Source organism: Lentzea sp. NPDC036949, from assembly GCF_055608075.1.
In genome coordinates, this window is the sequence record NZ_JBVJRA010000006.1 from 1 (window position 1) to 25,522 (window position 25,522).

20 protein-coding genes are annotated in these 25,522 nt (G+C 71.7%); 11 read left to right on the forward strand and 9 right to left on the reverse strand.

Annotation, left to right across the window (positions count from 1 at the left end):
* Positions 1-204: 204 nt before the first annotated feature.
* The gene (locus tag ACZ7CD_RS18050) at positions 205-660 is read right to left on the reverse strand and encodes a VOC family protein (RefSeq protein ID WP_360389217.1); all 456 of its coding nucleotides are present in this window, start codon (positions 658-660) and stop codon (positions 205-207) included.
* Positions 661-768: 108 nt separating this feature from the next.
* Between ACZ7CD_RS18050 and ACZ7CD_RS18055 the strand changes: the two genes are divergently transcribed.
* A complete protein-coding gene (locus ACZ7CD_RS18055; protein WP_470379292.1) occupies positions 769-1,755 on the forward strand; it encodes a helix-turn-helix transcriptional regulator in 987 nt (328 codons plus the stop codon).
* On the opposite strand, the gene ACZ7CD_RS18060 is transcribed toward ACZ7CD_RS18055, so the two are convergent.
* Positions 1,736-3,817: a cellulase family glycosylhydrolase gene (locus tag ACZ7CD_RS18060; protein ID WP_470379293.1), complete on the reverse strand. Its 2,082-nt coding sequence runs from the start codon at positions 3,815-3,817 to the stop codon at positions 1,736-1,738. The genes ACZ7CD_RS18055 and ACZ7CD_RS18060 overlap by 20 nt on opposite strands.
* Positions 3,818-4,372: 555 nt before the next feature.
* Between ACZ7CD_RS18060 and ACZ7CD_RS18065 the strand changes: the two genes are divergently transcribed.
* The 9 genes from ACZ7CD_RS18065 (at position 4,373) to ACZ7CD_RS18105 (ending at position 18,142) form a co-directional block, all read left to right on the forward strand.
* Entirely contained in the window at positions 4,373-7,018 is a 2,646-nt protein-coding gene (locus tag ACZ7CD_RS18065) for a glycoside hydrolase family 9 protein (RefSeq protein WP_360389226.1), read from the forward strand.
* Between the two features lie 171 nt (positions 7,019-7,189).
* Positions 7,190-8,212, forward strand: a complete 1,023-nt coding sequence (locus tag ACZ7CD_RS18070) for a LacI family DNA-binding transcriptional regulator (protein WP_458431861.1) — start codon at positions 7,190-7,192, stop codon at positions 8,210-8,212.
* Between the two features lie 485 nt (positions 8,213-8,697).
* Complete coding sequence (locus tag ACZ7CD_RS18075) at positions 8,698-9,978, forward strand: ABC transporter substrate-binding protein (RefSeq protein ID WP_360389232.1); 1,281 nt, start codon at positions 8,698-8,700, stop codon at positions 9,976-9,978.
* A 20-nt stretch (positions 9,979-9,998) separates the two neighbouring features.
* Positions 9,999-10,937 (forward strand): carbohydrate ABC transporter permease, encoded by a 939-nt coding sequence (locus ACZ7CD_RS18080; protein ID WP_360389235.1) that lies wholly within the window; start codon positions 9,999-10,001, stop codon positions 10,935-10,937.
* Positions 10,934-11,749 carry a carbohydrate ABC transporter permease gene (locus ACZ7CD_RS18085; protein WP_470379294.1) on the forward strand — a complete coding sequence of 272 codons (816 nt, stop codon included), beginning with the start codon at positions 10,934-10,936 and terminating at the stop codon, positions 11,747-11,749. The genes ACZ7CD_RS18080 and ACZ7CD_RS18085 overlap by 4 nt, the downstream gene beginning before the upstream one ends.
* Before the next feature lie 2 nt (positions 11,750-11,751).
* Complete coding sequence (locus ACZ7CD_RS18090) at positions 11,752-13,131, forward strand: GH1 family beta-glucosidase (RefSeq protein ID WP_360389241.1); 1,380 nt, start codon at positions 11,752-11,754, stop codon at positions 13,129-13,131.
* Positions 13,128-14,144, forward strand: a complete 1,017-nt coding sequence (locus ACZ7CD_RS18095) for a LacI family DNA-binding transcriptional regulator (protein WP_360389244.1) — start codon at positions 13,128-13,130, stop codon at positions 14,142-14,144. The genes ACZ7CD_RS18090 and ACZ7CD_RS18095 overlap by 4 nt, the downstream gene beginning before the upstream one ends.
* A gap of 348 nt (positions 14,145-14,492) precedes the next feature.
* Complete coding sequence (locus tag ACZ7CD_RS18100; RefSeq protein WP_470379295.1) at positions 14,493-16,526, forward strand: cellulose binding domain-containing protein; 2,034 nt, start codon at positions 14,493-14,495, stop codon at positions 16,524-16,526.
* Positions 16,527-16,555: 29 nt separating this feature from the next.
* On the forward strand, positions 16,556-18,142 hold the full coding sequence (locus ACZ7CD_RS18105) for a cellulase family glycosylhydrolase (protein ID WP_470379296.1): 1,587 nt from the start codon (positions 16,556-16,558) through the stop codon (positions 18,140-18,142).
* Between the two features lie 52 nt (positions 18,143-18,194).
* On the opposite strand, the gene ACZ7CD_RS18110 is transcribed toward ACZ7CD_RS18105, so the two are convergent.
* Positions 18,195-18,752: an NADPH-dependent FMN reductase gene (locus tag ACZ7CD_RS18110; RefSeq protein ID WP_360389253.1), complete on the reverse strand. Its 558-nt coding sequence runs from the start codon at positions 18,750-18,752 to the stop codon at positions 18,195-18,197.
* Positions 18,753-18,837: 85 nt separating this feature from the next.
* Here ACZ7CD_RS18110 and ACZ7CD_RS18115 point away from each other — a divergent pair, with 85 nt between their 5' ends.
* Positions 18,838-19,443, forward strand: coding sequence for a TetR family transcriptional regulator (locus ACZ7CD_RS18115; RefSeq protein WP_470379297.1), 606 nt, complete (start codon positions 18,838-18,840; stop codon positions 19,441-19,443).
* On the opposite strand, the gene larE is transcribed toward ACZ7CD_RS18115, so the two are convergent.
* Genes larE through ACZ7CD_RS18145 form a run of 6 tightly spaced genes read right to left on the reverse strand, consistent with a single transcriptional unit; the run spans position 19,430 to position 25,498 of the window.
* Positions 19,430-20,239 (reverse strand): ATP-dependent sacrificial sulfur transferase LarE, encoded by an 810-nt coding sequence (gene larE / locus ACZ7CD_RS18120; protein WP_458431858.1) that lies wholly within the window; start codon positions 20,237-20,239, stop codon positions 19,430-19,432. The genes ACZ7CD_RS18115 and larE overlap by 14 nt on opposite strands.
* Positions 20,240-20,294: 55 nt before the next feature.
* Entirely contained in the window at positions 20,295-21,440 is a 1,146-nt protein-coding gene (gene larC, locus ACZ7CD_RS18125) for a nickel pincer cofactor biosynthesis protein LarC (protein ID WP_470379298.1), read from the reverse strand.
* Positions 21,437-22,183 carry a nickel pincer cofactor biosynthesis protein LarB gene (gene larB, locus ACZ7CD_RS18130; protein ID WP_360389264.1) on the reverse strand — a complete coding sequence of 249 codons (747 nt, stop codon included), beginning with the start codon at positions 22,181-22,183 and terminating at the stop codon, positions 21,437-21,439. Before larB ends, larC begins: the two co-directional genes overlap by 4 nt.
* The gene (locus ACZ7CD_RS18135) at positions 22,180-23,310 is read right to left on the reverse strand and encodes a glycerate kinase (protein ID WP_470379299.1); all 1,131 of its coding nucleotides are present in this window, start codon (positions 23,308-23,310) and stop codon (positions 22,180-22,182) included. The genes larB and ACZ7CD_RS18135 overlap by 4 nt, the downstream gene beginning before the upstream one ends.
* Positions 23,307-24,590 carry a nickel-dependent lactate racemase gene (larA, locus tag ACZ7CD_RS18140; protein ID WP_360389269.1) on the reverse strand — a complete coding sequence of 428 codons (1,284 nt, stop codon included), beginning with the start codon at positions 24,588-24,590 and terminating at the stop codon, positions 23,307-23,309. Before larA ends, ACZ7CD_RS18135 begins: the two co-directional genes overlap by 4 nt.
* Entirely contained in the window at positions 24,590-25,498 is a 909-nt protein-coding gene (locus tag ACZ7CD_RS18145; protein WP_360389272.1) for an amidohydrolase family protein, read from the reverse strand. Before ACZ7CD_RS18145 ends, larA begins: the two co-directional genes overlap by 1 nt.
* Positions 25,499-25,522: the final 24 nt, after the last annotated feature.

The window sequence follows — 25,522 nt, forward strand, 5'->3', positions numbered from 1 at the left end:
ACAGCACTCAAAACCGACATGAGCAGCACAAACACCCAACTACCCGCCACCGCTTGACATAGAAGCTTCCAACTCAACATCAACCAGCACTTTTCCACCACCAACTCGCCGTCCCGCACACGTGGTTCGACGGACGGCGAACAGGTTGGGTGTGGTCAGCGGCGGTTTGATCATGGGTTGGTGGTACTTGCAGATGCGGGGCGGTCAGTAGGTGGCTGCGACGTCCACGATCCAGGTGACGCCGAACCGGTCGGTCAGCATCCCGAACGCCGGCGCCCACTGCGCGGGCCCGAACTCCTCCACCACGGTGGCGCCGTCGGCCAGCGCGTCCCAGTGGCCGCGAACCTCCTCGACGGTCTCGCCGCGCACCGACAGGAAGAACGGCTCGGTGGTGATCGTGGTGCCGTTCTCACGGCGGGTCGTGCCCGCGCCGGACACCGGCTCGTCCGCACCGGGCACGTCGTAGGCCATGACGCGGAAGCCGTTGTCCGCGACCACCTGGCCGAACACCACCCTGTCCGCGCCGGGCAGGTCGGCGGGCATGCCGAAGTCGCCGTAGGTGGCGATGGTGGCCTTGCCGCCGAACACGGAGGCGTAGAACTCCAGGGCCTCCCGCGCCTGGCCGCGGAAGTTCAGGTGGGTGACTGCGTTGAGCGACATCGACGTCCCCTGTGCGAGTGGTTCCGTGCCGGAGGTCTCCGGCGTTGAGGACGACAATGCCGGTAGTAGCGGACAGGGAACGTCCGCTACTTGTGCGAGAGTGGATTCATGCCGACTTCCCCCTCGACGACGACGTCCGCGCGCCTGCTGTCGTTGCTGTCGCTGCTGCAGGTCCGCCGCGACTGGCCGGGCGGGTTGCTCGCCGGCCGGTTGGGCGTCAGCGAACGGACCGTGCGGCGTGACGTCGACCGGTTGAGGGAGCTGGGGTACCTCGTGCACGCGGTCAAGGGACCCGACGGCGGGTACCGGCTGGAGGCGGGCAGCGAGGTGCCGCCGTTGCTGTTCGACGAGGAGCAGGCGGTCGCGCTGGCCGTGGCGCTGCGGATCGCGGTCGGGACGGGTGCGGGCATCGAGGAGGCCGCGGCACGGGCGCTGGTCACGGTGCGGCAGGTGCTGCCGTCCCGGTTGCGGCGGCGGGTCGACGTGCTGGAGGTCGGGACGGCCGGCGCCGGACCGCAGGTGGACACCGGGGTGCTGCTCGCCGTGAGCAGTGCGATCAGGGCGCGGGAGGAGCTGCGGTTCGACTACCGCGCACCGGGCCGTCCGGACGCCGGCGGGCCGCCGCGGCGGGTGCAGCCGCACCACCTGGTGAGCCGGGCGGGGCGGTGGTACGTCGTCGGGTGGAGCGCGGAGCGGGAGGACTGGCGGACCTACCGGGCCGACCGGATGGTGCTGCGGGTGCCGAACGGGCCGCGGTTCACACCGCGGGAGGTGCCCGGCGGTGACCTCGGCGCGTTCCTGTCGGCGCGGTTCAAGGGGTCGGACGCGCCCGGCTGGCCGTGCCGCGGCGAGGTCGTGCTGGACCTGCCGGTTGCCGAGGTCGCGCCGTTCGCCGGGGACGACACCGCGGAGGAACTCGGCGACGGGCGGACCCGGCTGGTCACCGGGTCCTGGTCGTGGGCCGCCCTCGCCGCGCGGCTGCTGCGGTTCGACACCGAGGTCGAGGTGGTCGGCCCGCCCGAGCTGCGCGACGCGTTCGCCGCGTTGTCGCGCCGCGCGGCCCGGGCGGCCGGGGTCACGCGGCAGTGCCGATGACCGCGCTGCCGGACTTCGTCACGTAGTAGGTCACCTTCGCGCCGCTCCAGTAGTGGAACGTCAGCGTGACGCGGCGGTTGTCGGTGACCTCGGCGAAGAACTCCGGCGTGAACGTGGTGGTGCCCGCGGTGTAGTCCGGCGCGAACGTCCGGTCGAACTCCTTGAAGGAGGTCCAGTTGTGCGGGCCCGCGTTCGAGCCGTCGTCGTACTTGGCCTCCATGGTGGCGAGCAGGTCGCCGCGGAACGCGGTCGGGACGGCGAACGCGGCGGTCGTGCCGGTCGCGTTCCGCAGCACCGGCGGGTCGTAGGTGATCAGGTTGATCCGCCACGGCACGCCCTGGGAGAAGTGCGCGGTGATCGTCGCGTTGGTGCCGTAGGCGCGGGAGCCGCTCAGCCGGGTCAGCGCGGACGCGGTCAGGGTGAGCTGGTCGCCGGAGACGGTGTAGTCGGTGCCGCGCACCAGCTCGGTGGTGCCCTGGCGCAGGCCGCTGAACGTGGTCCCGTTGAGGTTCAGCGTGATCGTCTTGGCGCTGATCGCACTCGACTTCGCGCTGAACACCTGGTCCGTGGAGGCCGTGCCGGACCGCGTGGTCCAGCTCGACTTGATCTGCGCGACCAGCTCGGGGTCGCTCCACTGGAACGACGTGCGGCCGAGGTGCTGGCCGTTGTCCCAGAGCATGGTGGTGATCTTCTTGGCACGGGCGTAGTGGCCGAAGTACTCGAAGAACTTGAGCTTCTCGCCCTGTTCGATCGTGCCGATGTGGCGGTCGAAGCCGAGCAGGCCGTACTCGCCGAGGATCACCGGGATGCCGCGTGCGATGAACGTGCTGTGGACGCGGTCGAACGAGTCCGTCAGGTCTTTCTGGGCGGTGGCGTCGAAGTGCGTGCCGCCGGCGACGTTCACGCTGAACGGCCAGTAGCCGTAGTAGTGCACGGTCGCGGCGATGTTGGGGTCGTTGAAGGTCGTCAGCGACGCGGTCAGCTCGTCGAGCCGGGCCTGCTCGGACGAGGTGTGCAGGGTGGGCAGGACGAGCAGGCGGGCGGTGTTGCCGCCGCCGGAGCGCCGGACGATGTCGCGGAACGAGGCGTTCAGCTCGTGCAGCAGCTGGGCGTTCTGCGCGTCACCGGAGCTGCCGGTGAACTGCGGCTCGTTCACGCTCTCGAACACCAGCCGCGCCGGGGAGTCCCTGAACGCGGTCGCGAGCTGCGTCCAGATCGCGTTGTACTTCGCCAGCACCCCGGTGCGGTCCGCGGGCATGGTGTTGATCCACTGCCACGAGTCGTGGTGGATGTTGATCAGCACGTGGAAGCCGTCGGCCAGCGCCCAGCCGACGACCTCCTTGACGCGGGCCAGGTACGCGGCCTCGATGGTGTACCCCGGCGCGGCGCCCAGGTGCTGGCCCCACGTCACCGGGATGCGGATGCTCTTGAAGCCCTGCGCCTTCACGTTGTCCAGCAACGCCTCCGTGACCCGCGGGTTGCCCCACGACGTCTCGTCGGCGCCGGTCGAGTCGAGCGTGTTGCCGAGGTTCCAGCCCGGCTGCATCGCGGCCACCTGGGCCATCGCGTCGCCGGGCACGGGGTTCCCGGTGGTCGTCGTCGTGGTCGTGGTCGTCGTGGTGACGGGGGCACCGGTGCAGGTGACGCCGTTGAGCGCGAACGACGCGGGCGGGGTGTTCGCCCCGGACGAGCTGGCGTTGAACCCGAAGGACACCTTGGCGTTCGGCTCGATCACCGCGTTGTAGCCCGCGTTCACGGCCGTGACCTGGCTGCCCGTCGAGGTGACGGTCGCGTTCCAGGCCTGGCGCACCTGCTGCCCGGACGGCCACGTCCAGGTCAGCCGCCAGCCGTCGACCCGGTCGCCGACGTTCGTGATCGCCACGTTCGCGGTGAAGCCGCCGGACCACTGGCTGGGGACGGTGTAGTCGACCTTGCAGCCGGGTGCCGCCGCCGCGGGGGTGACCGCCGCCAGCCCCGCCGTGCCGGCCACCGCCACGAGTGCCGCCGCCAGCGCCGCACCTCCACGGCGGATCGCCTGCAGCCGATCGCGGAATCCGCTCATGGCACACCTCCCGGGCTCGGCGGCGCGGTCCAGGAGCACCCCCTCCGAACCGCACGCTCGGAGGGAGTGCTCGAAAGGGGCCGTCGCAGCCCGCCACGACGCCGCACCGTGGCGATCCGCGCCCTGTTCGACCCCTGGATCACGGACTGGGAGCGCTCCCAGTCGGTGGCCGGACTGTAACCACGCCAACCGCCGGTCGGGAAGACCTGTCGAACTGTGGTCGATACGAAAGCGAACCTCACATTGCACTTCGCGTGATCGGCGAAATGCCGTTCGTTCACGCGATGCGAGCAGCGGCGGAGCTGCGGCGACGAGTTCCGGTCACGCTTGGTCACCGGATTTTTGTTGCCACTGAGCCATTCCAGGGACGGCCTTAGCAATCATGATCGAAATGAGCACGCGGGCGTTAAGCGAAAGTTGCGGCAAACGGCCGAATGTGTGAAGAAATCAGCACCGGAGGTCTGTCGGAGCGGTTTCGTGACCGTTACAGTCCCGGACCTGGGAGCGCTCCCAGAATCTCTCCCCCTGCCAACGGAGGCTCACATGCACGGTCGCATGTCGAGAGCTGCGACAGCCGCGCTCGTCGCCCTGCTCGTGGCGCTGACCGGTCCGCTGGTGCCGGGCGCGACGGCCGCCCCCGCGTTCAACTACGCCGAGGCGCTGCAGAAGTCGGTCTGGTTCTACGACGCCCAGCGGTCGGGCAAGCTGCCGCAGGACAACCGGGTGAGCTGGCGCGCGGACTCGGCGCTGCGCGACGGCTCCGACGTGGGCCTCGACCTGTCCGGTGGCTTCTACGACGCGGGCGACCACGTGAAGTTCGGGCTGCCGTTCGCGTTCAGCATGTCGATGCTCGCCTGGGGCGCCGTGGAGAACCGCGCCGCCTACGCGAGCTCCGGCCAGCTGCAGCACCTGATGTCGAACCTCCGCTGGGGCACCGACTGGATCATCAAGGCGCACCCGTCGCCCAACGTCGTCTACGGCCAGGTCGGCGCGGGCAACCCCGACCACGCGTGGTGGGGCTCGGCCGAGGTCATGACGATGGCACGGCCCTCCTACAAGGTCGACGCCTCCTGCCCCGGCTCCGACCTGGCCGGCGAGTACGCGGCGGCCACGGCGTCGGCGTCGATGGTCTTCAAGGACACCGACCCGGCCTACGCGGCGACCCTGCTGACGCACGCCAAGCAGCTGTACTCGTTCGCCGACACCTACCGCGGCAAGTACAGCTCCTGCATCACCGACGCGGCGAGCTTCTACAACTCGTGGAGCGGCTACCAGGACGAGCTGGTGTGGGGTGCGATCTGGCTGCACCGCGCGACCGGTGACGCGAGCTACCTGGCCAAGGCGAAGACCGAGTACCTGAAGCTCAGCACGGAGCAGCAGAGCACCGAGCGCTCCTACAAGTGGACGATCGCGTGGGACGACAAGTCCTACGGCGCGTACGTGCTGATGGCGAAGCTGACCGGCGAGCAGGTCTACGTCACCGACGCCAACCGGTGGCTGGACTTCTGGACCACCGGCTACAACGGCAACCGGGTGCGCTACTCCCCCGGCGGCCAGGCGGTGCTCGACAGCTGGGGTTCGCTGCGCTACGCCGCCAACACGGCGTTCGCCGCCCTGGTCTACTCGGACTGGCTGTCCACTCGCGACAGCACGCGCGCCAAGACCTACCACGACTTCGGCGTGCGGCAGGTGAACTACGCCTTGGGCGACAACCCGCGCAACGCGAGCTACGTCGTCGGCTTCGGCACCAATCCGCCGCGCAACCCGCACCACCGCACCGCGCACGGGTCGTGGGCCGACACCATCCAGGAGCCGGCCGTCAGCCGGCACGTGCTCTACGGCGCGCTGGTCGGCGGGCCCAGCACGAACAACGACGCCTACACCGACAGCCGCAGCGACTACGTGATGAACGAGGTCGCGCTCGACTACAACGCGGGCTTCACCGGGGCGCTGGCCCGGCTGTACCAGGAGTACGGCGGCACCCCGCTGGCGAACTTCCCGGTGACCGAGACGCCCGACGGTCCCGAGCTGACCGTGCAGGCGTCGGTGAACCAGGCCGCGACCCAGTTCACCGAGGTCAAGGCGTTCATCCTGAACAAGACCGCGTGGCCGGCCAGGACGTTCAACGGCTCGCTGCGCTACTACTTCACGCTCGACGGCGCCACGACGCCGAGCCAGATCAGCGTCACCACGAACTACAACCAGTGCGGTGCCGCGAGCCCGCCCGCGCAGTACCGGGGCGCGGTGTACTACGTGGAGATCGCGTGCACCGGTGTGGCACCGGCCGGGCAGTCCGCGTTCCGCAAGGAGGTCCAGTTCCGGATCACCAGCGCCGGCACGTGGGACCCGGCGAACGACTGGTCCCACGTCGGCCTCGGCAGCGGCAACACGGTCGCGCAGACCGACCGGCTCGTGCTGCGCCAGGACGGCCGGATCGTGTGGGGCCAGGAGCCCGGCGGCGGCGGTGTCGAGGACAGCGAGGCGCCATCCGTCCCGGGTGGACTGACCGCGTCCGGTGCCGGCAGCTCCAGCGTGACGCTGAGCTGGACCGCCTCGACTGACAACGTCGGCGTCACCGGCTACGAGGTGCTCGACGGCACCACGGTCGTGGGGTCGAGCAGCACGACGAGCCTGCTGCTCACCGGCCTCACGCCGGACACGGCGTACTCGTTCGCGGTGCGGGCCAGGGACGCGGCGGGCAACGTCTCCGCGGCGAGCACGCCGGTGAGCACCAGGACGTTGCCCGGTGTTCGCAGCACGCTGACCGTGCAGCACAAGGGTTCGAGCGCCGCCCGGTCCAACCAGATCACCGCCGCGCTGCAGCTGACGAACCGCGGCACGACCGCCGTGGGCCTGGGCACGACGACCGCGCGGTACTGGTTCACGGGCGACTCGGCGGCAGCCGGCTACCAGGTGTGGTGCGACTGGGCGCAGATCGGGTGCGCCAACGTCACGCTGCGCGTGGTGAAGCTGGCGACGGCCCGGCCGGGTGCGGACGCCTACGTCGAGGTGTCGTTCGCGTCCGGGAGCCTCGCCGCCGGTGCGGGCACCGGTGAGATCCAGGTGCGGGTGGCGAAGTCCGACTGGTCCGGTTTCGACCAGAGCGACGACCACAGCTACCGGGTCAGCAGCGCGCTGTCGGACTTCGACCGGGTCACCGGCTACTCGGGCGGCGCGCTGTCGTGGGGTGCCGAACCCTGACCGAGCTTCGGTGCGGGGCGTTCTGCGCGCCCAGGCGTTCCGCGCCGATCCCAACCCCGGCCTCCGGCCGGCTCCCGCCGCGTCCCCGGCACAACGTCGTGCCGGGGACGCGCTCCCACGGGTGTTTCGCCCGTTTTCGAACTGGCACGTGCCCACTCCTACGATGAGCGCATGACGGAGATCGACCGGCAGCGCCGACCGGGCCCGCGCATCGAGGAGGTCGCGCGACTGGCAGGGGTGTCCAAGTCGACGGTCTCCCGCGTGATCAACGACGAGCCGTACGTGTCGGCGAAGTCCCGCGACGCCGTGCACGACGCGATCACCCGCCTGCGCTACAGCCCGAACCAGGCGGCGCGGACCCTCGCGGGCAACCGGGCCAACGCCATCGCGCTGATCGTCTCCGAACAGGGCAGCCGCGTGCTCGGCGACCCGTTCTTCGCGGGCGTGCTGCGCGGGGTGCACGCCGAGCTCGCCGGCCGCCACGTCCAGCTGTTGCTGATGCTGAGCCGCCCGCAGGACCACGACGACCTCGTCACCTACCTCGCGGGCGGCCACGTCGACGGCGCGCTGCTGGTGAGCCTGCACGGCGACGACCCGCTCCCCCACCGCCTGCACGAGCTGGGCCTGCCCGTGGTCGTCGGTGGCCGCCCCCTCGGCTCGGCGGGCGTCCCGTTCGTCGACTCGGACAACTTCACCGGTGGCCTGGAGGCCGCCCGCCACCTGGTGTCGCTCGGGCGCGGCCGCATCGCGACGGTCACCGGCCCCCGCGACATGGCGGCCGGCCAGGACCGCCTGAGCGGGTGGCGCCGCGGCCTGGGCGAGGCGCGGCTGCCCGCGGACCTGGTGGCGGAGGCGGACTTCACGCCGGAGAGCGGCGCGACCGCCATGGCCGACCTGCTCGACCGCGCACCGGACCTCGACGCGGTGTTCGTGGCGGCGGACATCATCGCGGTGGGCGCGTTGCGGGTGCTGCACGCGCGTGGCCGCCGGGTGCCGCAGGACGTGGCCGTGGTGGGGTTCGACGACTCGCTGCTGGCGTCCACGGCCACCCCGCCGCTCACGACGGTGCGGCAGGACGTGGAGCAGCTGGGACGGACGCTGACGTGGCGGTTGCTCGGGGAGCTGGCTGGGGAGGCGGGGTTGCCGCCGTCGCTGTTGCTGCCGACGTCGCTGGTGCGGCGGGCGAGCGCGTAGGCCGACGGGCCGCAGGGGCGGCTGAGGAATCGCGGCCGGCGCGAGCGCCTCACGCGAACAGCGGCGCGGCCTGAGCCGTGAGCGCCTGACGCGAGCGGCGGCGCGGTCCGAGCCGTGAGCGCGCACCGGACGTTCGCGGACCGGACGGCACGCCGCGCATTCGAGCGACCCCGCTCCACCCCGGCCCACGCCGCCTGCACCACCCGCCGCAACCCCTGCTGCGCCAACCGGTCGCGGGCCGGTTGAAGCGGTCCGTACCTGTACCCGCACGGAGCGTTAACCCAAACGACATCTTTCCGGGAACGCTCCCAGTTTTCCCGATTGTGACCTGCGCCCCGAACCCCGAGGTCATCCCCCTCCACAGGGCCGGAACTGCCTGATCCGGGCCGGAGTGTGTCTTGACACACTCTCGACACCAGTACGACACTCCTCGGCACCTGGGAGCGCTCCCAGAATCCGCCCGCCGAGACCAGAGGAGTTCTCCCGTGCGACACCGTTGGGTCAGCGTGCTGATCTGTGCCGCCGTGTCCGCCGCCGCCACAACCGCCTGCGGTTCCGGCGGCGCCACTCAGTCCGCAGACGGCAAGACCGAGCTGACGATCGCCACGTTCAACGAGTTCGGGTACGAGGAGCTGTTCAAGGAGTACGAAGCAGCCCACCCGGACGTCAAGATCACGCAGCGCAAGACCGGTCAGGGTCAGCCGCACCACCAGAACCTGTTCACCAAGCTGGGTGCCGGGTCTGGCCTCGCGGACATCGAGGGCGTCGAAGAGGGCTACCTGAGCCAGTTCATGTCGAAGGCCGGGCAGTTCAACGATCTCAAGGAGATCGGCCCGAAGATCGAGGACGACCGCTGGCTGAAGTGGAAGACCGAGGCGATCACCACCAAGGACGGCAAGCTCATGGGCTACGGGACCGACATCGGTCCGCTGGCCATGTGCTACCGCAAGGACCTGTTCGAGCAGGCCGGTCTGCCGTCCGACCCCGAGGGCGTCAAGGCGCTCTTCGCCACGTGGGACAGCTACTTCGCCGCCGGTGACACCTTCATCGCGAAGGTCCCGGGCGTCGCGTGGTTCGACAGCGCGGCCCAGGTCTACAACGCCATGCACAACCAGCTCGAGACCGGCTACTACGACAAGTCCGACAAGCTCGTCGTGGACACCAACGCCGACATCAAGAAGGACTGGACGACGGTGACCGCTGCCGTCGCGAAGGGGCAGTCGGCGCGGCTCGGGGCGTTCAGCCCCGAGTGGAACACCGGCTTCAAGCTCGGCAAGTTCGCCACCAAGACCTGCCCGTCGTGGATGCTCGGCGTCGTCGAGACCCAGGCCGGTCCGGAGAACAAGGGCAAGTGGGCGGTCACCGACGCGTTCCCGAACGGTGGCGGCAACTGGGGCGGTTCGTACCTGACCGTGCCGAAGCAGAGCAAGAACGCCAAGAAGGCCGCCGAGCTCGCCGCGTGGCTGACCGCGCCGGAGCAGCAGATCAAGGCGTTCAAGGCCAAGGGCACCTTCCCCAGCCAGGTCAAGGCGCTCGACGCGCCGGAGCTGCTGGAGCAGACCAACGCCTACTTCGGTGACGTGAAGGCCGGCGCGCTGTTCGCGACCCAGGCCAAGAAGATCAAGGCCGCGCAGTACAAGGGCCCGGCCGACGGTCAGATCCAGGAGACCGTGTTCAGCCCGGCGCTGCAGTCGGTCGAGCAGGGCAAGAACGCCGAGGAGGCCTGGAAGGCCGCCGTCGAAGGCGCTCAGAAGGCGGCCAAGTAGTGACCGCCACTCTCTCCGAGGTGGACCGCGGGCCAGCGCAGGAGGCTGGCCCGCGGCCTCCGCGGCGGTACCGGCTGTCCAACCTGGACGCCAAGGTCTCGCCCTACCTGTTCGTAGCACCGTTCTTCGTGCTCTTCGGCGCCATCGGGCTGTTCCCGCTGCTCTACACCGCCTACGTCTCCCTGTTCGACTGGGAGGTGGGCGCCGACGAGCCGCTGTTCATCGGCCTGGAGAACTACCGGACGCTGTTCGAGGACGACCAGTTCTGGAACGCGCTGTTCAACACGTTCAGCATCTTCCTGCTCTCGAGCGTCCCGCAGATCGTCGTCGCGGTGGTGATCGCCGCGCTGCTCAACGCCAACCTGCGCGCCCGCACCGGCTGGCGGATGGGCGTGCTGCTGCCCTACGTGGCGAGCCTCGTGGCGCTGACGATCATCTTCGGCAACCTGTTCGGCCCGCAGTACGGCCTGGTGAACGACGTGCTCGGCCTGCTGGGCATCAGCCCGATCGACTGGCAGGCCAGCACCTTCGGCAGCCACGTCGCGATCGCCTCGATGGTCAACTGGCGGTGGACCGGCTACAACGCGCTGATCATCCTCGCCGCGATGCAGGCGATCCCGCGCGACGTGTACGAGGCGGCACTGGTGGACGGCGCGAGCGCGTTGCGGCGGTTCTTCAGCATCACGCTCCCGATGCTGAAGCCCACGCTGATCTTCGTGATCGTCACCTCGACGATCGGTGGGCTGCAGATCTTCACCGAGCCGAAGCTGTTCGAGCCCTCCGGCGGCAGCGGCGGCGGTTCGGAGCACCAGTACCAGACCGTCGTGCTCTACCTCTACCAGTCGGCCTTCCAGGGGCTCGACCTCGGCTACGCCTCCGCCATCGCGTGGGTGCTGTTCCTGGTCGTGATCGGTGTCGCGGTCCTCAACTTCTTCCTCACCAGGAGGGCCGTCAAATGACGAAGCGACCGTCCTTCGCGATCTACGGCATCCTCGCCGCGTTCGTGCTCGGCTCCGCGTTCCCGTTCTACTGGTCGTTCCTCGTCGCGAGCCGCGACAACTCGGTGCTGACCGGTGACTTCACGCTGGTGCCCGGCGGGAACTTCTGGTCCAACGCCGTGCGGGTGTTCGACACGGTCCCGTTCTGGAAGGCGCTGGCCAACAGCTTCATCGTGTCCGGGACCGTGACGCTGTCGGTGGTGCTGCTGTCGACGCTCGCCGGTTTCGCGTTCGCCAAGCTGCGGTTCCCCGGCCGGGGCGTGCTGTTCCTGTTCGTGGTGGCAACGTTGGCAGTGCCGACCCAGCTCGGCATCATCCCGCTCTACATGGCGATGGCCGAGTTCGGCTGGGCCGGTGAGCTGGAGGCCGTGATCGTGCCTAACCTGGTCACCGCGTTCGGCGTGTTCTGGATGCGGCAGTTCCTCCTCGACGCCATCCCCGACGAGCTCGTCGAGGCGGCGCGGATGGACGGCTGCAGCCTGTGGCGCACGTTCTGGCACGTCGCACTGCCCGCGGCCCGGCCGGCCGCCGCGATGCTGGGCGTGTTCACGTTCATGCAGTCGTGGAACGACTTCCTCTGGCCGCTCGTCGTGCTCAACGCCGACAACCCGACGCTCCAGGTCGCACTGGAGAAGCTGCAGAGCGGCTACTACGTCGACTACTCGCTCGTCCTCGCCGGGACCACGCTCGCGACGGTTCCGGTGCTCATCGTCTTCCTCGTGCTCGGGCGGCAGATCGTCGCCGGTGTGATGCAGGGCGCCGTCAAGGGGTGAAAATGGAGAACATTGTTTTCCCGCAGGGTTTTCTGTGGGGCGCTGCGACCGCGGCGTTCCAGGTGGAGGGTGCCACGGCCGTCGACGGCCGCACCGACTCCATCTGGGACACCTTCTGCCGGGTACCCGGCAAGGTCGTCGGCGGCGACTGCGGTGAACCCGCTGCCGATCACTACCGGCGGTTCGAGCAGGACGTGGCCATGATGGCCGAGCTCGGCCTGAAGGCCTACCGGTTCTCGATCGCCTGGCCGCGGGTGCGGCCGGACGGCGGCGACGTGAACCAGAAGGGCCTCGACTTCTACCAGCGGCTCGTGGACACGCTGCTCGCGCACGACATCACCCCGTGGCCGACGCTGTACCACTGGGACCTGCCGCAGACGCTGGAGGACGCGGGCGGCTGGACCAACCGCGACACCGCGTACCGGTTCGCCGACTACGCCGCCGCCACCGTGGAGGCGCTCGGTGACCGGGTCGGCACCTGGACGACGCTGAACGAGCCCTGGTGCTCGGCCTTCCTCGGGTACGCCTCGGGTGTCCACGCCCCCGGCATCACCGACCCGAAGGCCGCGGTCGCCGCGGTGCACCACCTGCTGCTCGGCCACGGGCTCGCGGCCGAGGCGATCCGCACCGCGGTGCCGGACGCCAAGGTGGGCATCACGCTCAACATGTACCCGATCATCCCCGTCGACCCGAGCGACCCGGCCGACCTCGACGTCGCGCGCCGGCTCGACGGGCTGCAGCAGCGGATCTTCCTGGACCCGTTGCTGCGCGGCGAGTACCCGGCCGACATCGTCGCGGACCTCGAACCGTTCGGGTTCAGCGACCACGTGCGCGACGGCGACCTCGCCGTGATCTCGGCACCGATGGCCATGCTCGGCGTGAACTACTACTCCGAGCACTACGTCAGCGCGTCGCCGAACGGCAGTGACAGCGCGCCGTCGCCGTGGGTCGGCGTGCAGCACGCGTCGTTCCCCCGCCGGGACGCCCCGCGCACCGACATGGACTGGGAGGTGCACCCGGACGGTCTCACCGCCGTCCTGCTGCGGCTGCACCACGACTACCCGCGCCTGCCGCTCTACATCACCGAGAACGGTGCGGCGTTCCGCGACGACTTCTCCGGCAACGGCGCCATCGACGACGTCGACCGCACCGGGTTCATCGCGTCGCACCTGCGCGCGGCGCACGCGGCCATCGAGGCGGGGGTCGACCTGCGCGGCTACTTCTGCTGGTCGCTGCTGGACAACTTCGAGTGGGCAGAGGGGTACGCGAAGCGGTTCGGCATCGTCCACGTCGACTACGCGACGCAGATCCGCACGCCGAAGATGAGTGCGAGGTGGTTCTCCCGAGTGGCCCGCGACAACGCGCTGGTCGCCGTCTCATGACCGAACGGACCCGTCGCCCCGGCCCGCGCATCGAGGAAGTGGCGCGCGTGGCCGGGGTGTCGAAGTCCACCGTCTCGCGGGTCATCAACGGCGAGAAGTACGTGAGCGAGCGATCGCGCCAGTCCGTGCACCGCGCGATCGCCCTGCTCGGTTACAGCCCCAACCACGCCGCGCGCACGCTGGCGGGCTCGAAGGCCAACGCGATCGCGCTGGTGATCTCCGAGCAGGGCAGCCGGGTCCTCGCGGACCCGTTCTTCGCCGGCGTGCTGCGCGGGGTGCACGCCGAGCTCGCGGGACGGCACGTCCAGCTGCTGCTGATGATGAACCAGCCGCTGGACGGCCAGGACCAGGTGGCCTACCTCACCGGTGGGCACGTGGACGGGGCGCTCGTCGTGAGCCTGCACGGCGAGGACCCGTTGCCGCGGACGTTGCACGAGGCGGGGCTGCCCATCGTGGTGGGCGGCCGCCCCCTCGCGGGCGGCACCGTCCCGTTCGTCGACTCGGACAACTTCAACGGCTCGCTGGAGGCCGTGCGGTTCCTCGTCTCGCTGGGCCGCGAGAAGATCGCCACGATCGCCGGCCCGCGCGACATGGCGGTCGGCATGGACCGGCTCAGCGGGTGGCGGTGCGGGCTCGCCGAACACGGCATGGCCGTCTCGCTGGTGGTGCACAGCGACTTCACGCCGGAGGCCGGTGCACTGGCGATGGAGGAGCTGCTGCGCAGGGCACCCGACCTCGACGCGGTGTTCGTGGCGGCGGACATCATGGCGCTGGGTGCCCTGCGCGTCCTCCAGGCCCGCGGCTACCGCATCCCCACCGACGTGGCGGTGGTCGGGTTCGACGACTCGGTACTCGCCTCGACCGCGGTGCCGCCGCTCACCACCGTGCGCCAGGACCTGGAGCAGTTCGGCCGCACCATGACCTGGCGGCTGCTCGCCGAACTGGCGGGCGAGGAGAAGCTCCCCCTCTCGATGTTGCTGCCCACCTCGCTCGTGCGCAGGTCGAGCGCCTGATCCGCCCGGATGGCGAACGGCTCGGGGGACGACTCCGCAGAGCTGCTCCGGGCACCGGTGGGCGACCACCTCGGCCACCACGTCACCGACGAGGGCCGGCGGTGAATCATGGCCTGGTAGCAGGAGAACCGGCCGGGCCGGGACGCGTCGGAACCGGAGCAGTGACGTGCGGTGAGCGGGATTCGCGACCTGGGACCGCTCGGGCCGCCTTCGAGTCGAATCGACCGTCGAATGTGGACTGAGCGGCGGTAGCCCTCCGGCGAAGACTCCGAACGCCGTCTTGTCCCCGGCCGTTCGGACAACGAACCTGGGAGCGCTCCCAGATCCGTCGCCGAGGACGTGATGCGCATGGCAAGACGCCGGCTCCTCCTGGTTTCCGCGCTCGTCGCGGCCTGCCTGCCCGCGGTGGCCACCGCGGCGCCACCGCCGACCGGCCCACCCGCGGACGCGACGGTCGTCGTGAACGCCAAGGCCGGTCTCGCCACCGTTCCCGAGACCGCGCTCGGCGTGAACCACGCCATCTGGGACAGCCAGCTCGGCACTCCCGAGGTGTCCGGCCTGCTCGGCGACGCGGGCGTGCGGATGATGCGCTATCCCGGCGGTTCCTACGGCGACATCTACCACTGGGAGAGCCACACGGCGCCCGGCGGGTACGTCGCGCCGAACACCGACTTCGACACGTTCATGGCCGGTGTCCGCCGCGCGGGGGCGCAGCCGATCGTCATCGCCAACTACGGCACCGGTTCTCCGCAGGAGGCCGCGGACTGGGTGCGCTACGCCAACGTCACCAAGGGCTACGGCGTGAAGTACTGGGAGATCGGCAACGAGCTCTACGGCAACGGGCACTACGGCTCCGCGTGGGAGGCCGACGACCACCCCGACAAGAGCCCGGCCGGGTACGCGCGGGAGACGGTCGCGTTCGCGCAGGCCATGAAAGCGGTCGACCCCACGGTCAAGGTCGGTGCCGTGCTGACCACGCCCGCGAACTGGCCGGACGGCATCGTCGGCACCGGGGACGCGGCGAGCTGGAACCAGACGGTGCTCTCGATCGCGGGACCGCACGTGGACTTCGTGGTCGTGCACTGGTACCCGAGCGGGTCGACGGCCGCGCAGACCCTCGCGAGCACCGACCAGATCGCCGACATGACCTACCTGCTGCGCCAGCAGATCACCAGGTACGCGGGACCGGACCCGGACCGGCTGGGCATCGCCATGACCGAGCTCAACACCACCTACGGCCGCAACACCCAGCCGGGCGCGCTGTTCGCCGCGGAGGCCTACACCTCGTTGCTGGAGAACGGTGTCTTCACCGTCGACTGGTGGAACACCCACAACGGGGCGGAGACGGCGTCCACTGTGGCCGGTCAACCCGACTTCCACGACTTCGGCCTGCTCTCCAGCGGCACCTGCCTGCCCGGTGGCGCCTGCGAACCACCGCTCAACACGCCGTTCGCGCCCTACCACGCGCTCAAGGTGCTCGGGTTGTTCGCACGGCCCGGCGACCAGCTCGTCCGCGCCGGCTCCGGTGACCCGTCGGTCCGGGCGCACGCGGTCCGCAGGCCCAACGGCGACCTCGCCGTGTTGCTGCTCAACTCCGACCCGGACAACGCGCGCACGGTCGCGATCGACTACGCCGGGTACACGCCGTCCGCGAGCACGCCCACCGTGCACACGTTCACCAACGGCGCCAACGGTGTCGTGACCACCGCCGACGGCACCGCGACCAGCCGGACGCTGCCGCCGTTCTCGCTCACGACCCTCGTCCTGAAGCCGGCGGCGGCGAGCGCGCTGCCGCCGGCACCGGGACAGCCGGTGGCGAGCGCGGTCACCGACCGGACCGCCACGATCAGCTGGCCCGCGGTGCCCGGTGGCGTGAAGTACGAGGTCCACCGCCAGCTCGGCACGACCAGCGAGCAGTGGGGCGAGACGACCGGAACCGAGCTGACCGTGCGGAACCTCGACCCCGGCAGCCGCTACGCGGTGAACGTGCTGGCGCGCGACGGGGCCGGGCGGTTGTCGTGGTCCTCTCCCCCGCTCACGATCACCACCGGCAGCCCGGCCACGAGCACCTGCTCGGTGCGGATGGGCAACGTGACGGACTGGAGCAGCGGGTTCGTCGGTTCCGTCGACATCACCAACGACGGCACGGCACCGGTGGCCGACTGGACGCTGACGTTCCGCTGGCCCACGGCGTTGCAGCAGGTGTTGTCGAGCTGGAACGCGACGTGGAACCAGACCGGGACCGCGGTCACGGTCACCGGCACCTCCCGGATCGAACCGGGAGCGACCGTCTCGACGGGCTTCGTGGGCGCCTACACCGGCCCGAACGTCCTGCCGACGGCCTTCACCCTCAACGGAACGCTCTGCCGCACCGCGGCATGAGCCACGCGCGGTTGCTCGGAGGAGAACGGATGAAGCGGCACAACAGGATCGCCGGCGCGGTGCTCGCCGCCGCGGTGGCCGTGAGCGGGGTGGTCGCCGCCGGCGCCGCCGGACAGGTCACGGCCGCGGCGGCGGGCGGCACGGGCACGGGTTACCTGCACACCAGCGGCAGCAAGATCCTCGACAGCACGGGTGCGACGGTCCGGCTGACCGGCATCAACTGGTTCGGGATGGAGACCGACAACAAGACCTTCCACGGCCTGTGGGCCAGCCGGACGTGGCGCCAGCAGCTCGACCAGATGGCGCAGCTGGGCTACAACACGCTGCGGATCCCGTTCTCCAACGACGCGCTGAAGGCCGACGCCAAGGCGACCGGCATCAACGACTACACCAACCCCGACCTCATCGGCCTGTCCCCGCTGCAGATCCTCGACAAGGTCATCGACCACGTGGGGCAGAAGGGGATGCGCGTCATCCTCGACCGGCACCGGCCGACGAGCGCGGGGCAGACCGCCCTCTGGTACACGGCGGGCGTCCCGGAGAGCACCTGGATCAACGACTGGAAGATGCTCGCCCAGCGCTATGCGGGCAACACCACGGTCATCGGCGCGGACCTGCACAACGAGCCGCACGCCGAGGGCACGAACCCGGCGGCGACCGGCGCGTGCTGGGGCTGTGGTGACACCGCCCGCGACTGGCGGCTGGCCGCGGAACGCGCGGGCAACGCGATCCTCGCCGTGCAGCCGAACTGGCTGATCTTCGTCGAGGGCGTGAGCTGCCCGAGCGGCGGGCTGTCGAACGTGTGGGACGGCGACCCGACCAACGACGAGGACTGCGGCTGGTGGGGCGGGAACCTGTCGAGGGCGGGCCAGTTCCCGGTGCGGCTGTCCGTTCCCGGCCGGCTCGTCTACTCCCCGCACGAGTACGCCACCTCGGTCTACGACCAGCCCTGGTTCAGCGCTCCGGACTACCCGGCGAACATGCCGGCGATCTGGGACAGGTACTGGGGTTACCTGTACAAGCAGGACATCGCGCCGATCATGATGGGCGAGTTCGGCACCACGCTCGCCAACCCGGTCGACAAGGTGTGGCTGGAGCACCTCATGGCCCACACCGGGACCGGCGTCACCGGCATGTCGTTCACGTACTGGTCGTGGAACCCGAACAGCGGTGACACGGGCGGCATCGTCGGCGACGACTGGACCACGGTCAACCAGGCGAAGCAGAGCATCCTGCAGCCGTACCTGGTCCCACCGGCCGGCGGGCCGGTCACGACCACCACGACGACCACCACCGGTGGCGGCACGGGCGGCTGCCGGAGCGCGTGGAAGCTCGACAACTCGTGGCAGGGCGGGTTCCAGGGCGCGTTGACCGTGACCAACACGGCTTCGAGCGCCGCGAACCCGTGGACGGTCACGTTCTCGTTGCCCGCGGGGACCACGATCGTGAACGGCTGGAACGGCACCTTCAGCCAGAGCGGCACCACGGTCACCGTGACGGCGCCGGCGCACAGCCCGTCGCTGGCGGCGGGAGCGGCCGTGTCGCTCGGTTTCACCGCCAACGGCACGGCGAGCGCGCCCGCGGCGGTCGCGCTCAACCGGTCCGCCTGCGCGTGACACGACTCGGCCGCGGTACCTCGTGAGGGGTACCGCGGCCGAGGTGGGTTCGTCAGACGGTGACGCCGGTGCGGGCGGCCAGACCCTCGATGACCGCGCCGAGCTTCTCGGTGACCTCGGGGTCGTCGACCGGGTGCAGCTCGGCGAAGCGGACCACGGAGCCCGGGATGGACAGCGTCAGGTCCTCGGCGACCTCGGCGCCGGCGATCCGGACGGCCTTGCGGGCCTCGTCCTGCGCCCACACGCCGCCGTACTGGCCGAACGCGGTGCCGACGACGGCGACCGGCTTGCCGGCCAGCGCGCCCGCGCCGTAGGGGCGGGACAGCCAGTCGATGGCGTTCTTCAGCACCGCGGGGATCGTGCCGTTGTACTCGGGCGAGACCAGCAGCAGGGCGTCGGCGTCCTGCGCGGCCTGGCGCAGCTTCGCGGCCTGCGCGGGCACGGTGCCCTCGACGTCGATGTCCTCGTTGTAGAACGGCACCGCGTCCAGCCCGTTGAACAGCTCGACCTCGACGTGCTCCGGCGCGATCTGCACGGCGGCCTCGGCGAGCCTGCGGTTGTGCGATCCGGCGCGGAGGCTGCCGACGAGGGTGAGGATGCGAACGGCCATCAAGAGCTCCTGGGGGTGCAGGTCGTACAGGGTCACCCGATTAAACGGGACGCGTCCCGGTTATCTTCCGGGTTAGGCTGCGGAGGTGATCGACAGCACACCCCTGCCCCTCGTCGGGGCGGGAAAACCCCTGCGTGCGGACGCGGTGCGCAACCAGGCGCGGCTGCTGGAGGCGGCGGCGCGGCTGGCGGCCGAACGCGGCGCGGCGACGCTCACGATGGAGGCGGTCGCGGCGGCGGCCGGCGTCGGCAAGGGCACGGTGTCACGGCGCTTCGGCGACCGCGGTGGCCTGCTGCTGGCCCTGCTCGACCACGCGGAGCGGCAGTTCCAGGAGGAGTTCCTGACCGGCCGGCCACCACTGGGCTCCGGCGCGCCCGCAGCCGACCGGTTGCACGCGTTCGGCCCGGCCCTGCTCCGCCACGAACGCACCCACCTCGACCTCTACCTGGCCGCGGAACCCACCGCTGGCCGCCGGTACGCGGTTCCGGCCAAGCGGCTGCGGCACGCCCACGTCGTGGCGCTGGTGCGCACGTTGCTCCCGGAGGCCGACGCCGAACTGCTCGCCCACACGCTGCTGGCCTCCGTGGACCTGGTGCTGGTCGACCACCTGGTCCGCGTGCACGGCACGGCGGTGGAGCGGGTGGAGGCGGGCTGGCACGACCTGGTCGACCGGCTGCTCACTCGAGGTTGAGCACCCCCGACCGGAACTCCGCGACCTCGGCACCGTCGAACCCCGCGTCCTTCACCACCTCGGCCACCCCCACCCTGACCTGCGGCAGCTCGACCAGCGTCGGATCGAGCTCGACCCGCCCGACCCCACCGAGGTCGCGCACCCGCAGGTCCCGCGACGGCGTACCGGCACCGGCGAGCCAGGCGCGCACCGCCACCTCGGCCCGTTCCACCCTGGCCAGCCGCGCGGGCGTGATCGCGAGCCCGTACCGCACCCGGCTCGCCAGGCACGGCTGCGCCGGCTTGTCCCACGTGCCCAGCCCCCAGTGCAGGCTGACCGCGCGCACGTCGGCCTTGGTCATCCGCAGCTCCCGCAACGGGGTGTGCACGCCGATCTCGTCCCCCGCCCGGATGCCGGGCCGGAACCGGTCGCGCGCGTCGTCGGCGTTGGTGCCGGTCGCGACGGCGGTGAAGCCGTGCTCGCGGGCGACCTCGGTGATCGCGGTGAGGACCGTGGACTTGCAGAAGTAGCAGCGGTCGCGCCCGTTGGCGGCGTAGCCGGGGTGGTCGAGCTCGGTGGTGCCGGGGGTGAGGTGGCGGACGCCGAGGCTTTGGGCGAACGCGGCCGCTGCCGTTCGTTCGGCCGCGGCGAGGCTGGCGGAGTCGCCGGTGACCGCGAGCACCGCGTCCGGGCCACTCGCGCGCACGGCCGCGGCCAGGACCAGGGCGGAGTCCACACCGCCGGAAAAGGCGACGGCGACCGGGCCGAGGTCGGCGAGGTGCGTGACCAGGCGGGTGGCGGTGGTGGCGGGGTGCATCAGCACTCCTTCGGCTGGTGCGCGGGTGGGGTGGTGGCGACGCAGGTGGCGGCCATCAGCGCTCCCTCGGCTGTTCCGCGGCCAGGGCGAGCACCGTGCGCAGCGGCAGTCCCGTCTGCCGGGCCACGGCGGCGGCGTCGTCGTACTCGGGTTTGCCGTGGTGCGGGCCGTGCTTGCGGCGCACCGGCATGCCGTGCACGTGGACCACGTCGGTGGTGCGGGCGGCGGCGGTGCGGCGGACCGCGGTGCGGCGGACGCCGAGGGTGCCGGTTTCGGCGAGCATCAGCCGTTCGAGCTCGTCGGCGGTGGCCGGGGTGGCGAGGGCGTGCAGCACGTGGGCGGGGCGGCCCTTCTTCATCACCGCGGGGGTGGTCCAGCTGTCGAGGGCGCCGCGGTCGATCAGGAGGCCGACGACGTGGCCGAGGACCTCGCCGGTGACGTCGTCGAGGTTCGTCTCCAGCACGACGAGGTCGGCGGAGCTCCCCACCGGCTCGCCGAGCCGCACGACGGCGACGTTCGGCCGGTCCGGCAACACCCGGGTTCCCGCCCCGTACCCCGTGGCCACCAACCGCATCGCGGGCGCGACCCCGTAGTCCGCCGCCATCGCCCGCAGCAGTGCCGCCGCGGTCGGCGTCACGGTCTCGCCGGTCAAAGCCGTACCGGTCACCACCGCCCCCTCCAGCAACGCCGCGGTCGCCGGTGCCGGGCACGGCAGGACGCCGTGGGCCGTCCGGACCGAACCGGCACCGAGCGGCAACGGTTCACAGTGGACGGTGCTGACCCCCAGGGCGTGCAGGGCGGCGGCCACACCCACGACGTCCACGAGGGTGTCGTGGCCGCCCAGCTCGTGCAGGTGCACCTCGGCGGGGTCCTCGCCGTGCAGCCGCCCCTCGACCTCGGCGATGGCCTGCACCGCGGCGACCGCCAGTGCCGCGACCGGCGCCGGCGACACCCGGCGGGCCATGGCGATCAGCTCGCCGGCCTTGCGGCTCGCCGCACCGTCCGTCACCGACACCACGGCGCGGCGCACGGCCAGGCCGTGCGTGGACGCGGCGGGAACGGTCAGGTCCCACCCGGTCAGGCCCGTCTCGGCCACGGCGGCGCGGATGACGTCGAGTGGTGCGCCCGCGTCGACGAGGGCCGCGAGCAGCATGTCGCCGGCCAGGCCGGTGAACGGCGTGATCACGCAGATGCGGTTCACGGCGTGCTCCTGCGCAGGACCGCGGACAGGCGGAAGGCGGCCATCGCGGCGCCGAAGCCGGAGTCGATGTTCACCACGGTGATGCCGGCCGCGCAGGAGGCGTGCATCGCCAGCAGCGCGGTGATGCCCTCCAGACCGGCGCCGTAGCCGGTGGAGGTGGGCACCGCGACCACCGGGCAGGCGACCAGGCCACCGATCGCGCTCGCCAGCGCACCCTCCATGCCCGCCACGACGATCACGGTGTCGGCGGCGCGCAGCCGGTGCTGTTCGGCCAGCAGGCGGTGCAGGCCGGCCACGCCGACGTCGGTCACCGAGGTGACGTCCAAGCCGACGGCAGCGGCGATCGCGGCGGCCTCGCGGGCCACGGGCAGGTCGGCGGTGCCGGCGGCGGCGACCACGACGGTGAACGCGGTGGGCCGGGCCGGGCGCCACGTGAGCAGGCGGGCATCGCTGTCGTAGGTGCCGTCCGGAACGGCGTCCAGCACGACGCCGGCGGTGTCGGGGGTCACGCGGGTGACGAGCACCGGGCCGTCGTTGTGCCGCAGCAGGGTCCGGACGATCGCCACGACCTGGGCCGCGGTCTTGCCGGTGCCGTAGACGACCTCCGGCACCCCCTGGCGGGCCTCGCGGCCGACGTCGACCCTGGCGAAGCCGAGGTCCACGGCCTCGCTGTCGGTAGCGGAAAAGTGCTCGTTGATCTTGAGTTGGGGGTACTTGCAGACGCCGTCGGAGGGACTGGTCATGCGGCTCCTCCCCTGGCCACGACGGACGGCAGCTCGCGGCCGACCTGCGCCAGCAGCTCCGGTGCCCGCGCCATCGCCGTCGCGACGTCGCCCGCGCGGTCGAGCAACGACCACGCCGCGCTCACCCCGGCCGCGCGCAGCTGGTCCGCGGAGAGCCGGACGTCACCGGCGACCACGACGACCGGCACGCCGTGGCGCCTGGCCGCCTCCGCCACGCCGACGGGTGCCTTGCCGCGCAGGCTCTGCTCGTCGAACCGGCCCTCGCCGACCACGACGAGCGCCGCCGTGCGCAGCGCGTCCTCCAGGCCGATCTCGCCCAGCACGAAGTCCGCGCCGGAGCTGCGCCGCGCACCGAGGGCGGCCAGCACGGCGAACCCCGTGCCACCCGCCGCGCCCGCGCCCGGCGCACCGCTCAGGTCGCGGCCGACCTCGCGCTCCACGACGGCCGCGAACCGCTCCAGGCCCCGCTCCAGCACCTCGACGTCACGCGGTGAGGCGCCCTTCTGCGGGCCGAACACCGCGGCGGCACCGGACGGGCCGGTCAGCGGGTTGTCCACATCGGACACCAGCGTCACGCGCGCCAGCCGCAGCCGGAAGTCCAGGCCGGACAGGTCCACGTGCGCGACCCCGGTCAACGCCGCACCGCCGGGACCGACCGGCACGCCGCGCGCGTCCGTGATGCGGGCACCGAGGGCGCGCAGCAGACCCGCTCCCCCGTCGGTGGTGGCGCTGCCGCCCACCGCCAGCACGATGTCCAGGCACCCGTGGTCGAGCGCCGCGCGGATGAGCTCGCCGGTGCCGTGGGTGTCGGCCACCAGCGGCGCCGCCACCCCGTCCGGCAGCACGCCCAGGCCGCTCGCGAGCGCCAGCTCGACCACCGCACGCGTGCCGCGCACCGCGAACGCCGCCCGCACCGGCCGTCCGGTGGGACCGGTGACGTCGGCGTGCACCTCGCGGTACCCGGCCCGCGCCAGTGCGGCGAGCGTGCCCTCGCCGCCGTCCGCCACCGGCATCGCCACCGCCGTGCCGCCCGCGCCGACGACGCCCGAGACGACCGCGGCGCAGGCCTGCTCGGCGGTCAGGCTGCCGCGGAACTTGTCGAGGCAGACCAGCACCGTGCCGCTCATCGCCCCTCCCCCGTCACGTACGGGATGGTCTGCGGACCCTCCGGCAGCACGCACAGGCGGGCACCGGGACCGGCGGACGCCAGCGCCTCCGCGACCGTCGCGGAGATGTCCGCGGTCTGCTCCAGGTGCGCGGTGGCCAGCTCCGCGTCGGTCAGGTGCGAGGTGTGCACGACGACCCGGCAGTCGGCCTGGATGCGGGCCTGGATCTGCACCTGCCACTGGTCGGGCACGGTGACCTCGCGCGCGGAGATCTCCGCGAACAGCTCCGCCGGCGAACCGGCCGAGGCCAGCACCTCGCGGTACGAGCCGTGGTCGGGGAACCCGTCGCGGCACTCGGCTGCGCACACGATCGTGCCGCCCGGCCGCACCACCTGGTAGGCCGCCGACATGCCCTTCACCGCCTGGTAGAGGTTCTGGTCGAGCGGGAAGCCGGAGTTCGTCGTCACCACCACGTCGAACGGCCGCGGCACCGGCCGCATCGCGACCTCGCGGGCGGTGCGCACGGCCGCCGCGTGCATCTCCGGCAGGTCCCCGCCGAACGCGGCGACGACCTCCTTGTCCTGGTTCAGCACCACGTCGAACCCGAACGTCACCCCGGTCGCGGCCGCGATGGCGCGCACGTCGTCGTGCACCGGGTTGCCCTCGATGACGCCCCACGTCGCCCGCGGGTGGCCGATCCGGCGCGCGTCGTGCAGCACCAGCACCGTCTCCAGCGCGGCGAGACCGGGTGCGACGAGCTTGGGCCCGCCGGAGAACCCGGCGAAGAAGTGCGGTTCGACGAACCCGGTGGTGATGCGCACGTCCGCGGCCACCCACTCGCTGTTGAGCCACACCGGGACGTCCGCGGCGAGCTTCCCCAGCCACGTCAGGCCGGTCCGGTCGCGGGCGTCGTGGTTGACGATCCGCACCGAGTCGACCACCTCGTCGCCGAACATCGCCCGCAGCTCCGCGTCCGTGTTGCCGCGGTGGGTGCCGGTCGCGACCAGCACCACGACGTCGTCGAGGTCGACCAGCCCGTCGAGCTCCGCCAGCACCGCAGGGATCATCAGGTGTCGTGGCTGCGGGCGGGTGCCGTCGCAGGCGGAGATCGCCACGGTCTGGCCGCGCCGCACCCGCTCGCGCAACGGCGGCCCCGCGACCGGCGAGCGCAACGCCCGCCGCAGCACCTGCTCCGCCGGCTCCGGCACCGGGTGGTGCCGCGGGGTCACGACGGTGGTCACCGCCGGGTCGACGCGCAGGTCCAGTCCGGTCTCCCCGTAGGCCAGCCGCACGACGTCCATCACCGCTCCCCCAGCCGGTAGACGCGGGTGGCCGTGCCGGCGAGGACGTCAGCGCGCTCGGCAGCGGACAGCCCGCACAGCAGCGCGTCGGCGGCGGACAGCACCTCCCCGTACTCGGCGGCGAGCAGGCACACCGGCCAGTCGGAGCCGACCATCAGCCGGTCCGGCCCGAACACCTCCAGCACCAGGTCGACGCACGGCCGCAGGTCCTCGACCGTCCAGTCAGGACCGGCCTCCGTCACGAGCCCGGACACCTTGGCGGTCACGTTCGGCTCGGCCGCCAGCGCCGACAGGTGGGTCGCCCACGGCTGGTACGCCCGGCGCGCGATGTCCGGTTTGGACAGGTGGTCCACCACGAACACCATGTCCGGCACCGATCTCACGGCCACCAGCGCCGCGGGCAGCTGGTGCGGGCGGGTCAGCAGGTCGTAGGCCAGCCCGGCGTCGCGCACCGCCCGCAGCCCGGTCAGCACCTCCGGCCGCAGGAGCCAGTCCGGGTCGGGTTCGGACTGCACGAGGTGCCGCACGCCCACCAGCCGGTCGCCACCCGGTCCCGACCGCAGCCGGTCGAGCTGCTCGGCGACGTCGGGCGCGGTGAGGTCGACCCAGCCGACGACACCGGCGACGAGCCCGGACTCCGCTGCCAGTGCGAGGAACTCGGCCGTCTCGCCGGTGTCGGCTAGCACCTGGACCAGCACGGTGGCGTCCACCCCGGCCGGTCCGGTCACCTCCGCGAGGTCCGCGAGCCCGAAGTCGCGGCGGATCCGCGCGACCTCCGGCGCGTCGAGCCAGCCCTGCGGGCGTGCGGAGAGGTCCCACAGGTGGTGGTGGGCGTCGATCCGGCGTGGTGCGGGCGTGCCCGCCCTTCCGGCCGGCAGCTCCGCCGTGCTCCCGTCGAAGTCACCCATGGCCCAGTCGCTCCGTTCGTCGAA